This is a genomic window from Micromonospora sp. NPDC047465 (assembly GCF_040643125.1).
Taxonomy (GTDB): Bacteria; Actinomycetota; Actinomycetes; order Mycobacteriales; family Micromonosporaceae; genus Micromonospora.
Map to the genome: position 1 here is coordinate 74845 of NZ_JBEYTP010000002.1, position 13830 is coordinate 88674.

The window sequence follows — 13830 nt, forward strand, 5'->3', positions numbered from 1 at the left end:
TCGGGACGGATGGTGACGGTGGCCCGGCTGCGGGCCGGACGGTGGGGGTTGGCCTGGTGACCGGGACGGACGGTGGCGGTGGCGCGGTGACCGGGACGGACGGCGGGGTGATCCGGGTCGCGGTGGTGGACGACCACCCGGTCTTCCGCCTCGGCATGACCGCGCTGCTCGCGAGCACCGCCGGCCTGCGGGTGGTCGGCGAGGCCGCGGACGCCGACGAGGCCCTGCGGGTGGCCGCCACCCTGCGCCCGGACGTCATGGTCATGGATCTGCACCTGGGCGGCCGGTCCGGGGTGGAGGCGACCCGGGAGATCGTCGGGCGGCACCCCGGGATCGGGGTGCTCGTGGTCACCATGCTGGACGACGACGACTCCGTCTTCGCGGCGCTGCGCGCCGGCGCCCGCGGCTACCTGCTCAAGGGGGCCGCGCCGGGGGAGGTGGAACGGGCGGTCCGGGCGGTGGCCAACGGCGAGGTGCTGCTCGGCCCGGCGGTCGCCGCCCGGGCGGTGGGCTTCCTGGCCGGTGCCCGGGCGGCCGGCCCGGTGCCGTTCCCCGAGCTGACCGACCGGGAGCGCGAGGTGCTCGACCTCGTCGCCCAGGGGCTGAGCAACGTGGTGATCGCGCGGCGGTTGACGCTCAGCCCGAAGACCGTCCGCAATCACCTGTCAAACGTGCTCACGAAGCTCCAGGTCGCCGACCGGGGCCAGGCGATCCAGCGCGCCCGGCAGGCCGGCCTCGGTCAGCTCTGAGCCCCGCCGAGGCGGGCGGCGTACCCCGGTGGCGCCGTGTGCCGCCGAGGTCCGGCGTACGGGCGGGGCGAGCTCCGGCGGGGGCCGGGCCGGCTCCCTATGCTCGGGCCATGGAACTGCGGATCTTCACCGAACCCCAGCAGGGCGCGACCTACGACGACCTGCTCGCCGTGGCCCGCTGCGCGGAGGACGCCGGCTACGGCGCCTTCTTCCGCTCCGACCACTACCTGAAGATGGGCTCGGTGAGCGGCGACCCCGGCCCGACGGACGCGTGGACCACCCTCGCCGGACTGGCCCGGGACACCCGGCGGATCCGGCTGGGCACGCTGATGACCGCCGCCACCTTCCGGCTGCCCGGCCCGCTGGCCATCACGGTGGCGCAGGTCGACCAGATGAGCGGCGGCCGGGTCGAGCTGGGCATCGGCACCGGCTGGTACGCCGAGGAGCACACCGCGTACGGGATCCCCTTCCCGTCGCTCGGGGAGCGCTTCGACCGGCTGGAGGAGCAGCTCGCCGTCATCACCGGGCTCTGGGCGACGCCGCCGGGCAGGACGTTCGACTTCGCCGGCACGTACTACCCGGTCAGCGACTCGCCGGCCCTGCCGAAGCCGGTGCAGGACCCGCGCCCGCCGATCCTGCTCGGCGGCATGGGCCCGAAGCGGACGCCCCGGCTGGCCGCCCGCTACGCCGACGAGTTCAACCTGCCGTTCGCCTCGGTCGAGGACTCGGCCGCCCAGTTCGGGCGGGTCCGGGACGCCTGCGCGGAGGCGGGCCGGGACCCGGCCGAGCTGTGCTGGTCCAACGCGCTGGTGCTCTGCTGCGGCCGGGACGGCGCCGAGGTGGCCCGGCGGGCGGCTGCGATCGGCCGGGAGCCCGACGAGTTGCGCGCCAACGGCCTGGCCGGCACCCCCGCCGAGGTCGTCGACAAGATCGGCCGGTACGCGAAGATCGGCAGCGAGCGGCTCTACCTCCAGGTGCTCGACCTGGCCGACCTGGACCACCTGGAGCTGGTCGCGGCCGAGGTGATGCCCCAGCTCTGAGCCGCGCGCCGGTCTGGGTGGCCGTCAGGCACGCGCGGCCGGCCGCCCGGCCCGGGGTGCCGGCCCGGGGTGGGGCACCGGGTGCGGCGCGGGCGGGGGCGCGGGCGTCGGTCGGGGCCCGGGCGTCGTGCCCAGCGGGTCCGCCCCGGCCGGCGGCGCCCCCGACGGGGCCGGCCCGGCGCCGGTCGGGTCGATCTCCTCCCGCGAGGCGGACACGTCGCCCCGCAGGGCGGGGTCGCGGTAGCTGCTCATCGGCGTAGGGTTCCCCGACGACGGCGGTGGTAATCGTCGCCGACCGACGGGCACCCGTCCACGGGCGACGCACCCCGACCACGGCCACGGGCAGGGGGATCGACGTGGAACTCGACGGCGCCGGGGCGGCCCGGACGGACGGCCCGCCGCGCCCCCGGGGCGACGCCGTCCCGCCCGGCGGCACGACCGGGGCGGTGCCGGGCGCCAACTGGGCGGGCAACGTCCGCTACGCCGCCCGCCGGCGCCACCGGCCGTCGTCCCTCGACGAGTTGCGCCGGCTGGTGGCGGGCAGCGACCGCGTCCGGGCGGTCGGCACCGGGCACTCCTTCAACCGGCTGGGGGACACCGCCGGCGACCTGGTCTCGCTGGCCGGGATGCCCGCGACCGTCGCGCTGGACCCGGACCGCCGGACCGTCACCGTGCCGGCCGCCATGCGGTACGGGGACCTCGCCGCCCGGCTGCACGAGCGGGGGTACGCCCTGGCCAACCTCGCCTCCCTGCCGCACATCTCGGTGGGCGGGGCGGTGGCCACCGGCACCCACGGCTCGGGCGAGACGGTCGGCAACCTGGCCACGTCCGTCGCCGGGCTGGAGTTGGTGACGGCCGACGGCGACCTGCTGACCGTGGACCGGGCGGCGGACGGGGACACGTTCGCCGGGATGGTCGTCGCGCTCGGCGCGCTCGGCGTGGTCACCCGGCTCACCCTCGACGTGGTGCCCGCGTACGACCTGTGCCAGTATGTCCGCCTCGGCCTGCCTCCAGAGGCGCTGGACGCGGGGTTCGCCTCCGCGTACAGCGTCAGCGTCTTCACCGACTTCCGCGGGCCGCGGCTGCGGGAGGTGTGGCTGAAGCAGCGCGCGGACGCCGCCCCGCCCCCGGCGGACTGGCTGGGCACGACGGCGGCCGACGCGCCGCGACATCCGGTGCCCGGCATGCCGGCGGAGCACTGCACCCCACAGCTCGGCGTGCCCGGGCCGTGGCACGAGCGGCTGCCGCACTTCCGGCTCGGGTTCACCCCGAGCAGTGGCGACGAACTGCAGTCGGAGTACCACGTGCCGCGCGGCGCGGGGGCGGCCGTGCTGGCCGCGTTGGCGCCGGTCGCGCACCTGATCGCGCCCGTGCTCCAGGTCTGCGAGCTGCGGGCGGTGGCGGCCGACGGGCTCTGGCTCAGCCCGAACCACGGGCGGGACAGCCTCGCCGTGCACTTCACCTGGATCGCCGACCCGGCGGCGGTGTTGCCGGTGGTGACGGCGGTGGAGGAGCGGCTCGCGCCGTTCGCGCCGCGCCCGCACTGGGGCAAGGTCTTCGGGCTCGCCCCGGCGGCGGTCGCCGCGGCCTGGCCCCGGTACGCCGACTTCCTCGACCTGGTGCGCCGGCTCGACCCGGCCGGCACGTTCCGCACCGACCTGCTGGACCGCTACCTCCCCCGGGACTAGCGGCCGGGTCGGCCGGCCATCTGCTCGCGCAGGCTGCCACGCTGCACCGCCCGGCTGATGTCGCTCGGCGAGACGATCCCGACCAGCCGGCCGTCGGTCACCACCAGCGCCCGCCCGTCGGCGCACTCGCTGAGCCGGGGCAGCAGGTCGTTGAGCGGCTCCTCCGGCCTCGCCAGCACCAGCTCGTCGGCGCGGCAGGCCACCTCGGCCAGCGTGGTGGCATCCCGGCGGTCCGCCGGGATGCCGCGGACCCGGTCGAGGGTGACCAGGCCGACGGGCCGGTCGTCCTCGGTCAGCGGCAGCGCCGTGTGCCGGTACGCGAAGAGGTAGTGGTCGACGAAGTCGGCCACGGTCATCTGCCCCGACGCGGTCTGCGGCTGCGGCGTCATCACGTCGGCCACGTGTACCCCCCGCAGCGCGCTGCCCATCCGGGCCTGCCGCTCCTCCATGCCGGCGGCGCCGATCAGGAACCAGCCGATCAGGGCCAGCCACAGCCCGCCGAAGCCGACCCCGGCCAGGAACTGCCACAGCCCCAGGCCGATTAGCAGCGCGCCGAGCACCCAGCCGGCCCGGGCGGCGACGACCGACGCCTTCGTCCGGTCGCCGGTCGCCTTCCAGACCGCCGCGCGCAGCAGCCGCCCACCGTCCAGCGGGGCGGCGGGGAGCACGTTGAAGACCGCCAGCAGCACGTTGATGCCGGCCAGCCACGCCAGCGCGCCGAGCGGCAGCCCGTCGACCCCGGCCAGGGCGAGCACCACCGCGATCGCGCCGAAGAAGAGCCCGATCAGGAGGCTCACCAGCGGGCCGACGCCGGAGATGCGCAGCTCCGCGCCCGGGTTGGGGGCCTCGCCGCGTAGCTCGGCCACCCCGCCGAAGAGCCACAGCGTGATGCTGCCGACCTCCAGCCCGTTGCGCTTGGCGACGATCGCGTGGGAGACCTCGTGGGCGAGCAGGCCGAGGAAGAAGACGACCGCCGCGGCGAGCCCCGCGAGGACGTACGCGATCACGGGCCGGTCCGGGTATGCCCGGGGGAACTGGTTGGCCGACAGCGCCCAGGCGATCAGCACGAAGATGACCAGGACGCTCCAGTTGACCCCGACCGGCACGCCCGCGATCCGGCCGAGCCGGAAACTCGCCCTCATGTTTCGGTCATACCCCCGAAGGCTGCTCCCATGCCACGCCGGTAGGTGCCCTGTCGCCGTGGAGCAGATCAGCGCCAGCTCCTGGATGGCGTACGTCGTCATGCCGACACTCGACCGGACATGAACGTGCCTGCCTCGTCGGGGATAGTGGCGAGGTGGCGAGCATGACGGTGGAGACCGACGCGTACCTCTGGCTGGAAGATCTTGATGGCGCGGACGCCGCACGGTGGGTGCGGGACCGCAACGCGGAAACCCTCGCCGCGCTGACCGGCGGCGAGGCGTTCGCCGCCCTGCGGGCCGAACTCCGGCAGGTCCTCGACGCCGAGGAACGGATTCCCTATCCGGGGTGGCGTGGGGACGGCCTCTGTTACAACTTCTGGCGGGACGCGACGCATCCGCGTGGGGTTTGGCGGCGGACGACGCTCGACCAGTACCGCCGGCCCGAGCCGGAGTGGGAGGTGCTGCTCGACGTCGACGCGCTGGCCGCCGAGGAGGGCGAGAACTGGGTCTGGAGCGGGGCGACGGTCCTGCGGCCCGGCTACCGGCGCGGCCTGGTCGGCCTGTCCCGGGGTGGCGCCGACGCCGTCGTGGTGCGCGAGTTCGACCTGGCCCGCCGTGCCTTCGTCGAGGACGGCTTCACGCTGCCCGAGGCCAAGAGCGACGTCTGCTGGATCGACGCGGACCACGTCTACGTCGGCACCGACTTCGGGCCCGGTTCGCTGACCGCCTCCGGCCACCCACGCACCGTCCGACGGTGGCGACGGGGCACGCCGCTGAGCGAGGCCGAAGTCGTCTACGAGGGTTCCGCGGACGACGTCGCCGTGTACGCCTCGCACGACCCGACGCCCGGGTTCGAGCGCGACTTCGTGGGCCGCAGCCTGGACTTCTACCGCACGGAAAGCTACCTGCTGACAGCGGCCGGCGAGCGGATTCGGATCCCCGTGCCGGAGGACGCCCAGTGGGACGTACGCCGGGAGTGGCTGCTGATCCGGCTGCGCTCGCCGTGGACGGTCGGCGGGGTGACCCATCCCGCAGGCACCCTGCTGGCGGCCCGGTTCGACGCGTTCCTCGCCGGGGAACGGGAGATGGCGGTGCTCTTCCGGCCGGACGACCGCACGGCGCTGAGCCACCACTTCTGGACCCGGAACCATCTGATCCTGGCCATCCTCGCCGACGTGAGGAGCCGGCTGGAGGTGCTGACGCCCGGCGGGACGGGATGGCGGCGGGAGCCGCTGGCGGGGGTGCCGGAGTTCGACCACAGCGCGATCGTGGACACCGACCCGGACCACAGCGACGCCTACCTGCTCGCCTCGGAAGGGTTCCTCCAACCGGCGACGTTGCGGCTCGGCCACGTCGGCGGCCGGGTGGAGACCCTCAAGCAGGAGCCGGCGTCCTTCGACGCGGACGGCCTGGTGGTACGCCAGTTCTTCGCCACCTCGGCCGACGGCACGCGGGTGCCGTACTTCGTGGTGGGGGATCCGCAGGCGCCCGCCGGGCCGACGCTGCTCACCGGGTACGGCGGGTATGAGATCTCCCAGACCCCGCACTACAGCGGGATCATCGGCCGGGGATGGCTGGCCCGGGGCGGCACCTACGTGGTGGCGAACATCCGGGGCGGCGGGGAGTACGGCCCGCGGTGGCACCGCGCCGCGCTGCGGGAGAACCGGCCCCGGGCGTACGAGGACTTCGCGGCGGTGGCGGCCGAGCTGGTGACCCGCGGGATCACCACGCCGGCGCAGCTCGGCATCGAGGGCGGCAGCAACGGTGGGCTGCTCATGGGGGTGATGCTGACCCGCTATTCGTCGCTCTTCGGCGCGGTCGTCGCGAGCGTGCCGGTGCTGGACATGCGGCGCTACCACCGGCTGCTGGCCGGCGCCTCGTGGATGGCCGAGTACGGCGACCCGGACCAGGAGGAGGACTGGGCCTATCTGCGGCAGTACTCGCCGTACCACAACATTCGTGGCGGGACGGCGTATCCGCCGGTCCTTCTCATCACCTCGACCCGCGACGACCGGGTGCATCCCGGGCACGCCCGCAAGATGGCGGCCCGGCTGCGCGAGCAGGGCCACGACGTGTCCTACTACGAGAACGTCGAAGGCGGGCACGGTACGGCGTCGAACAACGAGCAGCGTGCCTTCATCTGGGCGCTGACGTGTGAGTTCCTGTGGCGGAAGCTGGCCGGGCAGCCGCGCCGGCCCCTGCCGCGCCAGCTTCCGCCGGTCGACGCGTGGGCGGGCGGGCCGGCCGGAGAATCCGGCGCCGACAGCCCACAGGCGCGGGGGAGCAGCGTCCCCGCTGATCCGGGGTTCGAAGGATAGGGAAACGACCGATTACGCGTCGCGCGCCAGCGCCTAGCGTCGCGGCATGACGCTTCGATCGTTCCCGGCCGCGCCGGTGCCGGGGCGCGGCGGCACCAGGGCGTGGGTCGTGCTCTCGATGGTCTGCTGCGTGGCGCTCGTCGGCTGTTCGTCCACCCCGAGGGGCACCTCGACCTCGGGGGAGACGACCGAGTTGACGGCCCGCTACGGCCAGTCCCCGGCGAAGGATCCGTCCGGGTTCACGTACCAGCCGGACGTGGTCGTGGTCGACGGCGGCGCGGCGGCCGTCCGGTCGGTGAGCGGCGACGGGTTGGTCTGGACGATCGACGGCGGCGTGCGCGGCCTGGGCGACCTCGACGTGGGCGAGGTCATGTTCCTGACCTCGCGGGCGGTCGGCCGGGTCGCGGCGAAGGAGCGGGTCGGCGGCGACGTCGCGGTCACGCTCGTGCCGGTGCAGCCGCAGGAGGTCATCCGCGACGGCCGGATCAAGGTCGACGCCGCGATCGACGTCGCGGACATCGGCACCGACAGCATCGGCATCCAGGAGATCCCGGACCTGCCCGGGACCGTCACGACCCCGGATCGGGCCGACACGGACCTGCGACCGGTCAGCATGCGCGACCGGGGCGCGCGGCGGTCGACGACCGTGTTCGCCACGGCCGGCGGCGCGGGCGTCGTCCGCGAGCCGGGCCTCCGCGCGGGAGCCCCGGCGCGCCGGCCCGCCGCCGTGACGGTGCCGCAACAGCCGGTCGGGAAGATCGCCGGGTCGGACCAGAAGCTGCCGTCGCCGGCCAAGGAGAAGCTGGACGTCACCCTCAACGACTGGGGTGTGACGACCGCGCTCGACGCCAAGGGGCTGACCGTCTCGGTGTACCGCAAGGAAGGGAGCCACCTGAAGTTCGGCGCCGACATCACCCTCGGCTTCAAGACGCTGCGGCTGGCCACGGACGTCGCCCTGACCGCCGGCACCATCGCCGCGAACCCGGGCACTGTCCTGCACGGCCTCGAATCGCTGGAGGTCAAGCTCCAGGCCGGGCTCGGCGGCGGTACGGACAGCAACTCCAAGGTGAAACTCGAGGTGCCGGCCGAGATCTTCAACAAACCGATCATGGTCAACGGCCTCCCGATGGTGCTGGTCGGCAAGGTGAAGCTGGTCATCGAGACGGCGCTGACCGGGAAGAACTCGACGATCACCGCGTCCGGCAAGTGGGGGCTGGTGGGAGCGCTCGGCATGCAGTCGGGCACGCCACTGGTGCCCACGTTCAGCGTCATCACGAGCATGATGGACTCGATCAGCGGCATCACGCTCGGCCCGAGCGGGCTCGTGATCGCGCCGGAGTTCAAGTTCTCGCTGGGCTTCGGGGTGCCCGGGGCCTCCGCCGGCCCGTATGCGAAGTTCCGGTTCGCGGCGGGGGTGACCAACGGCTCGGCGTTCGGCGCTCCGCTGGCCCGGTGCACCCGGGTCGACCTGGTCATCAAGGGCGGCTTCGGCATGGGGATCAACATCGACGGGGAGCTGGGGAAACTCATCGGCGACCGCCTTCCGGGCCGGCCGAAGTTCAAGGCCGACCTGGAGAGCGAGTTCCTGTGGGACATCGTGAAACGCTCGCAGACCATCCCCGACGTGCCGCTGTGCACGGCCGGCGGCTGACGCCACCCTGCTCAACAGCCGACGGCCCAGCCCGGCAGCAGTTGCCGGGCTCGACGCCGTCAGGCGGTCGGGGGTGGCACGGGCAGCTCGTCGACCACCGCCACCTCGGTGCCGGGGCGCACCTCGGCCAGCAGTTTCCGCTGCCCGCTCTTCGTGAGCCGGATGCAGCCGTTGGTGGTCTTCATGCCCAGTTCGCCGTCGTGGTACCAGCTGTGTATGCCGATGTGCGCCCCGCGCAGGCTGGCCGGCACCGACTCCGGGTCGTCGGGCACCGCGCCGAGGGCGAAGATGTCCACGCCCCCGTACACGTCCTGTGGCGGCGGGGTGCGGCCGAGGATGAAGGTCCGGCCCAGCGGGGTCTCCTGGCCGCGCTGGCCGAGGCTGATCTCCCAGGACTGGACGGCCTGGCCGGCGCGGTACCAGGTCAGCCGGTGCGGCTTGCGCTCGATCACGATCTGGCCGCGCAGCGGCACGGTGGTGAAGCCGCCGGGCGGCAGCCAGGCGAGGGTGCGGTTGGCCGAAGGGAGCAGCACGGCCGTCCAGCCGGCGCGCCGCTGGGCGATCGGCATGGTCAGCTCGACGCCGTTGATGGTGGGGGCGAGGAATGCCAGCGGCCGACCGCCGGGGGCGGTGTAGGCGGCGATCTCGCGGGTCGGGTGCAGGCCCTCGGTCAGCGGCGTGGTGTCCAGGGTGTCCGGGTCGGCCGGGAATCCGGTGGGCGCCAGGCTGTAGTCGACCACCGGCAGGTCGTCGGGCGCGGGCGCGGCGACGGGCACCCGCTCCGGCGTCGGGGCCGCGCTGCTCGGCACGGCGGCGGTCGGCGTGGGCGGCGCGACGACCGGAGGCGCGGAGGGCGTGCGGTCGGGGGTCAGTGCCCAGCCCGTGGCCCCGGCGGCCGCCAGCAGCAGGGGTACGCCCACGGCGACGGCCAGCAGGCCCGCCCGCCGCCGGATCATTCGGTCAAAACGCACAAAGTCACTGTAACGGGTGGAGAGCGACGAGGCCCCCGCCCTGGCCGGAAAGTCGACCGGGGACGGGGGCCGTCGGTGGGGTGGCGGGTCAGCTGAGCCGGGCGCCGACGTGGATGGCGACCGCGTCGTGGGCGGGTATGTTCGCGGCGAACCAGCCGTTGCCGTCCACAGTGATCACCGGCCCGCTGCACGTGCCGTTGGCGAAGGTGCCGTGGATGACGTCGCAGTAGCGGCCGGCCGGCAGCCCGGCGTGGTAGGACCGGCCGGTGATCGCGTGGTCCTCGTCGTTGACCGTCAGATAGCCCTTGCCGGCGCGGCTGAAGGCGATGTGGTTGTTGCCGTTGTCGTACCAGTTGGCGACGCCGGCGCCCTCGGTGGCGTTGCGGAAGCCGACCATGTTGGCGATCACCGGCCAGCGGTGCTCGCACTCCCAGCCGGAGTAGCAGGTGGTGTCCAGGGTCCGGCCCGAGCCGTCCGAGGGCGGGCCCTGGTCGCGCTGGCTGAACGTGTAGCTCGACATGACCGTCGGGGAGCCGTACGGCCAGCCGAGCATGAACGCGTTGGCCAGCGCGTAGATGCCCCGGTCGCGGTAGGTCAGCACGCCGCCCACGTCGCGCTGGGTGTCGTGGTTGTCCACGAACACCGCCGCCGAGCCGCTGGGCAGGTGCCCCCAGCCCTCACCGAAGTTGCGCAGGTAGGCGAGCTTCTCGGAGCGGAAGACCCGGGCCAGGTCCTTGCCGTAGCGGAACTCGTGCACGTCGCCGTTGCCGGTGTACTCACCCGGCTGGATCGGCTCGCCAGCCCCGTGGATGACCTCCTGCACCAGGTACGCCGGGCGGGACAGCTTGCTCTTGATGGCGGCGATGTCGGCGGCCGGCATGTGCTTGCTGGCGTCCATCCGGAAGCCGTCGACGCCGAGCGAGAGCAGGTCGTTGAGGTAGCCGGCGATCCGCGTCCGGACGTAGTCCGACTCGGTCTTCAGGTCGGCGAGGTTGACCAGCTCGCAGTTCTGCACCTCCCACCGGTCGTTGTAGTTGGCGATGTCGTCGCCGCCGTTGCGGCCGCAGTGGTGGAAGTCCTGCGTCTGGTAGATGCCGGGGTAGTCGTAGTGGCCGTACGACGAGCCGGCCCACCCGGTGCCGCCGTTGTCCTGCCCGGACATGTGGTTGACCACCGCGTCCACGATCACCTTCAGCCCGGCGGCGTGGCAGGCGTCGACCATCGACTTGAACTGGGCGCGGGTCCCCTTGCGGGACTCGATCCGGTAGCTGACCGGCTGGTAGGCCAGCCACCACTGCGAGCCCCGGACGTGTTCCTGGGGCGGGGAGACCTGGACCCAGCCGTAGCCCTTGGGGCCGAGGGTGGTCCCGCACTCGGTCGCCACCGAGGCCCAGTTCCACTCGAAAAGGTTGGCGATGACCTTCTTGCTGCTGGCCGGGGCCGCGGCGGCCGGGGGCGCCGTCGCGGCGGCGGGGACGATCAGGCCCGCGATCACGCCGAGGGCGACGATCGCCGACAGACGTCGACGTCTCTGCATCGGAGGACTCCTGACGGGGTGCGGGGGCGGGGCGGCGGCGGGCCGGGGGAGGGCCCGATGCTGCCGGGAAGTTGCAGCCCGGTCTGAAAGTTTCCGAAAGATTACAAGCGCGTTGCAGTGACTGTCAACGCATGCACATGCGTCACTGCGGTGATGTGAAGGACAGCCGCGTCGTCCGTGCGGGCGGCGCCGCGGCTCGCCACGGCGAGTCGCCCCCGCTGGCGGCAGACGCGAGGCGGGGGCGAGGGCCGAAGGTCAGCGGGTCGGGGTGAGGCGGTCGGTGCCCAACCGGTCGCGGAGCACCTCGGGCACCAGCACCGAGCCGTCGGGCTGCTGGAACTGCTCCAGGATGGCCGGGAACAGGCGGCTGGTGGCCAGCGCCGACCCGTTGAGGGTGTGCACGAAGCGGGTCTGCTTGCCGCCCGGCTCCCGGTAGCGGATGGCCGCCCGGCGGGCCTGGTAGTCGCCGCCCCAGGAGACCGACGAGACCTCCTTGTACTTGCCCGTGCTCGGCATCCACACCTCGATGTCGAGGGTCTTCCTCATCGCGGCGCTGGCGTCGCCGGCCGACAGCAGGGTGCGCTGGTAGTGCAGGCCCAGCGCCTCGACCAGGCTCTCCGCGTGGCCGACCATCGCCTCCAGCGCGGCGTCGGCCTGGTCGGGCAGGGTGAACTGGAAGATCTCCACCTTGTTGAACTGGTGGCCCCGCACCGTGCCGCGCTCGTCCGAGTGCGAGCCGGCCGCCTCGCGCCGGTAGCACGGGGTGTAGGCGAACACCTTCAGCGGCAGCTTCGCGGTGTCCAGGATCTCGTCCTGGAACGCCCCGAGGATCGCGGTCTCCGCCGTGGGCAGCAGGAACTGCCCGCGCGGCGCGGACTGCCGGTCCAGGTGGTAGACGTCGTCGTAGAACTTGGGGAACTGGCCGGCGGCGAAGCCGGCGGTGTCCAGCAGCAGGTGCGGCGGGAGCAGGAACTCGTAGCCGGCCTCGATGTTCCGCTCGATCAACCAGTTGACCAGCGCCCACTCCAGCCGGGCGCCCAGGCCCGTGTACATCCAGAAGCCGGAGCCGCCGAGCTTCACGCCGCGCTCGTGGTCGACCAGACCCAGCGCGCGGCTCAGCTCCACGTGGTCGCGGACCTTCTCGATGGCCGGCGGCGCACCGAAGGTCTTGACGACCCGGTTCGCCTCCTTGCCGCCGCCGACCACGTCGTCGGCCGGGAGGTTGGGCAGCTCGCTCATCCGGTCGCGCAGCCGGGTCTGCACCTCGTCGAGCTGACTCTCCAGCTCGGCGAGCTGCTTGCGCTCGGCCTCCGGGGCGGTCACCTGCGGCTCGGTGCCGGCCCGCTTCGCCTGCGCGTACGCGCGCGCCTCGGCCTTGCGGCGCTGCCGCTCGGCGTCGATCCCACTGATCAGGGCACGGCGTTCCTGGTCGAGCCGCTGGATCTCGTCCAGGGCGCGGGTGACCTCGGCGGGATCCAGTCGCTTCGCCAGCGCGGTCTCCACCGCCTCGCGATCCTTCCGGATCAACTCCATGTCGAGCATGCTGCTCCGTACGCCTCCGTCCGGACGTCAGGTGGACCCACCGATGCTACCGTCGCGGCCCGGTCGCGCCCCGGGCCGGGCCGGACACCGTCCGCCGCCGTCGGCGAGGAGGGGTCAGAGCCGGATCGGCATCAGGATGGAGAAGGCGTCGGCGTCGTCGGGGCGGCGGACGGCCAGCGGCGCGATCGGGCCGTCCAGCTCCAGCAGCAACTGCCCCGGGCCGGCGGCGTCGAGGGCCTGGAGCAGGTAGTCGCCGTTGACGCCGACCCGGAACGCGTCCTCCTCCCCGGCCAGCTCGTCCGCCCCGAGCAGCCGCACCCCGCCCCGGCCGTCCGGCCCGAGCACGGTCACGGCGAGCGGGGCGCCGTCGTGCCGGCGGCTGACGACGGGGGCGTCGGCGCTGGTCAGGGCCGACCGCAGGGCGGCGGCATCGACCGTCAGCCGGTGCGCCGGCCCGTCGCCGGGGGCGGCGCGCAGCAGGCGGGCGTAGTCCGGGAAGTCGTACGGCAGGACGGCGGCGTCGACCGTACGGCCGGCGACGGAGACCGAGATCGTGCCGCCGGCCACGGTCAGGTGTGCCTCGGGGGTGCTCCCCGCGCCCGTGTCGAGCAGGGCCCGCGCCTCGTCGACGAAGGCGACGGGGGCGAGCACCCGCGCCGGCGGCCCGTCGACCCGGCCGGCCGCCCGGGCCAGGGCCATCCGGTGCCGGTCGGTCGCCACCAGCCGTACGCCGTCGCCGTCGACGTCGAACAGCACGCCGGTCAGCACCGGCAGGTCGGGGTCGGTGCCGACCGCGAAGCGGACCGCGTCCACGGCGGCGGCCAGGTCGACCCGGGACAGGACGAGGCGGGTGGTCATCGGGCGCTCCTCGGGATCGATCAGCGTACGGATCCGGGAGATCTCGCGGCGGGCGTCGGCGAGGCCGTCCTCCAGGCGGCGCAGGTGCGCGTCCAGCAGGCGGTGCACCTCGGTGGGCGCGGACCGCAGCGCGGCGGCGATCTCGGCCACCGGCATGCCGACCCGGCGCAGCCCGGCCACCAGCCGGGCGGGCGCCACCTGGTCGCCGGTGTACCAGCGGTAGCCGGTGACCGGGTCGACCAGGGCCGGGGTCAGCACCCCGGCCGAGTCGTAGAACCGCAGGGCGCTCACGGTCAGCCCGCTGGCCCGGGCCAGCTCGCCGATGCTGTGCAGG

General features: G+C 73.9%; 11 protein-coding genes. 5 read left to right on the forward strand and 6 right to left on the reverse strand.

Going from position 1 to position 13830, the window contains the following annotated elements:
* Window positions 1–56 precede the first annotated feature (56 nt).
* Window positions 57–749 carry a response regulator transcription factor gene (locus ABZ793_RS02635; RefSeq protein WP_350707682.1) on the forward strand — a complete coding sequence of 231 codons (693 nt, stop codon included), beginning with the start codon at window positions 57–59 and terminating at the stop codon, window positions 747–749.
* A gap of 110 nt (window positions 750–859) precedes the next feature.
* A complete protein-coding gene (locus ABZ793_RS02640; protein WP_357450822.1) occupies window positions 860–1789 on the forward strand; it encodes an LLM class F420-dependent oxidoreductase in 930 nt (309 codons plus the stop codon).
* Window positions 1790–1813: 24 nt separating this feature from the next.
* Here ABZ793_RS02640 and ABZ793_RS02645 read toward each other — a convergent pair whose 3' ends face one another.
* Window positions 1814–2041: a hypothetical protein gene (locus ABZ793_RS02645; RefSeq protein WP_357450826.1), complete on the reverse strand. Its 228-nt coding sequence runs from the start codon at window positions 2039–2041 to the stop codon at window positions 1814–1816.
* Between the two features lie 194 nt (window positions 2042–2235).
* On the opposite strand from ABZ793_RS02645, the gene ABZ793_RS02650 reads away from it, so the two are divergent.
* Window positions 2236–3477: an FAD-binding protein gene (locus tag ABZ793_RS02650; RefSeq protein WP_357451462.1), complete on the forward strand. Its 1242-nt coding sequence runs from the start codon at window positions 2236–2238 to the stop codon at window positions 3475–3477.
* Here the strand turns inward: ABZ793_RS02650 and ABZ793_RS02655 are convergent.
* A complete protein-coding gene (locus ABZ793_RS02655; RefSeq protein WP_357450829.1) occupies window positions 3474–4619 on the reverse strand; it encodes a site-2 protease family protein in 1146 nt (381 codons plus the stop codon). The two genes, ABZ793_RS02650 and ABZ793_RS02655, sit on opposite strands and share 4 nt — an antisense overlap.
* A gap of 164 nt (window positions 4620–4783) precedes the next feature.
* On the opposite strand from ABZ793_RS02655, the gene ABZ793_RS02660 reads away from it, so the two are divergent.
* Both ABZ793_RS02660 and ABZ793_RS02665 read left to right on the forward strand, forming a co-directional pair.
* Entirely contained in the window at window positions 4784–6937 is a 2154-nt protein-coding gene (locus ABZ793_RS02660) for a prolyl oligopeptidase family serine peptidase (RefSeq protein WP_357450831.1), read from the forward strand.
* 46 nt (window positions 6938–6983) lie between these two features.
* Window positions 6984–8588: a hypothetical protein gene (locus ABZ793_RS02665; RefSeq protein WP_357450833.1), complete on the forward strand. Its 1605-nt coding sequence runs from the start codon at window positions 6984–6986 to the stop codon at window positions 8586–8588.
* A 59-nt stretch (window positions 8589–8647) separates the two neighbouring features.
* Here ABZ793_RS02665 and ABZ793_RS02670 read toward each other — a convergent pair whose 3' ends face one another.
* The 4 genes from ABZ793_RS02670 to ABZ793_RS02685 form a co-directional block, all read right to left on the reverse strand.
* The gene (locus ABZ793_RS02670) at window positions 8648–9559 is read right to left on the reverse strand and encodes a L,D-transpeptidase (protein WP_357450835.1); all 912 of its coding nucleotides are present in this window, start codon (window positions 9557–9559) and stop codon (window positions 8648–8650) included.
* An 88-nt stretch (window positions 9560–9647) separates the two neighbouring features.
* Window positions 9648–11096: an alpha-amylase family glycosyl hydrolase gene (locus ABZ793_RS02675; RefSeq protein WP_357450838.1), complete on the reverse strand. Its 1449-nt coding sequence runs from the start codon at window positions 11094–11096 to the stop codon at window positions 9648–9650.
* Between the two features lie 255 nt (window positions 11097–11351).
* Window positions 11352–12638 carry a serine--tRNA ligase gene (serS, locus tag ABZ793_RS02680; protein WP_357450841.1) on the reverse strand — a complete coding sequence of 429 codons (1287 nt, stop codon included), beginning with the start codon at window positions 12636–12638 and terminating at the stop codon, window positions 11352–11354.
* A gap of 114 nt (window positions 12639–12752) precedes the next feature.
* Complete coding sequence (locus ABZ793_RS02685) at window positions 12753–13829, reverse strand: MerR family transcriptional regulator (protein ID WP_357451464.1); 1077 nt, start codon at window positions 13827–13829, stop codon at window positions 12753–12755.
* Window position 13830: the final 1 nt, after the last annotated feature.